Consider the following 840-nt stretch of genomic DNA (forward strand, 5'->3'; position numbering starts at 1 on the left):
GCTTCGGCCACTCGGTCTACCGGGGCACCGACCCGCGGGCCACGGTGCTGCTCGACCGGCTGCGCGCCGACCCGGCCGCGGACGACGTCGTGGCCTGCGTCGACGCCGTCGTCGCGGGGATGGACCGCGGCGGCGACGGCCCCGCCGCGAACGTCGACCTCGCGCTCGCCGCGCTGATGCACGCCCACGACCTGCGCCCCGACGCCGGCGAGCTGCTGTTCGCCTGCGCCCGGACGGTCGGCTGGGTGGCGCACGCCCTGGAGGAGTACGCCGAACCCGGTCTGCGGTTCCGGCCGACCGGCGTCTACACCGGGCCGCGGCCCGGGTCGACCAGCGAGGCGAGCACCACGACGTTGTCGGTGTAGCTGCGCACACCCCGGTCGAACGTCCCACCGCAGGTGATCATCCGCAGGCCCGCGCCGGGCAGGTCGCCGTAGACGGCCGCGGTGGGGAAGCGGTCCTTGGCGTAGCGGCGCACCGCCTGGACCTCGAAGGTCGCGGTGGTGCCGTCGGCGCGGTCGACCGACACCAGGTCACCGGGGGCCAGTGCGTGCAGCCGGTGGAACGGGCCCGGCTCGTGGTCCCAGTCGACGTGCGCCGCGAGCACCGCCGGTCCCCGGGCGCCCGGGGCGGGGGCGCCGGTGTACCAGCCGGTGTCGGCGCCGTCGGGCGGCACCTCGAGGGTTCCGCGGCCGGTCAGGCCGAGCGGGACGAGCCCGCTGTCGAGCCCGATCGAGGGCGCCCGCACCCGCACCGGCTCCGACGGCGGCAGCGGGGCCGCCGCCGGACGGAGCGTGGTGGTGGGCAGCGGCGGCACCGCCCCGCCGACCGCCACCGGCG

The 840-nt window shown here is 78.2% G+C and carries 2 protein-coding genes; one reads left to right on the forward strand and one right to left on the reverse strand.

All coding sequences use genetic code 11. The annotated features are described in order from the left end of the window. A partial coding sequence (locus GTW08_RS04720; protein WP_275938969.1) for a citrate/2-methylcitrate synthase occupies window positions 1-365 on the forward strand: 365 nt, incomplete at its 5' end. Here the strand turns inward: GTW08_RS04720 and GTW08_RS04725 are convergent. Further along, window positions 305-840: class F sortase (locus tag GTW08_RS04725; RefSeq protein WP_161151464.1), on the reverse strand; the 536-nt coding region annotated here is incomplete at its 5' end. The genes GTW08_RS04720 and GTW08_RS04725 overlap by 61 nt on opposite strands.

Source organism: Pseudonocardia sp. SID8383 (genome assembly GCF_009864975.1).
GTDB classification, from domain to species: Bacteria; Actinomycetota; Actinomycetes; order Mycobacteriales; family Pseudonocardiaceae; genus Pseudonocardia; species Pseudonocardia alni.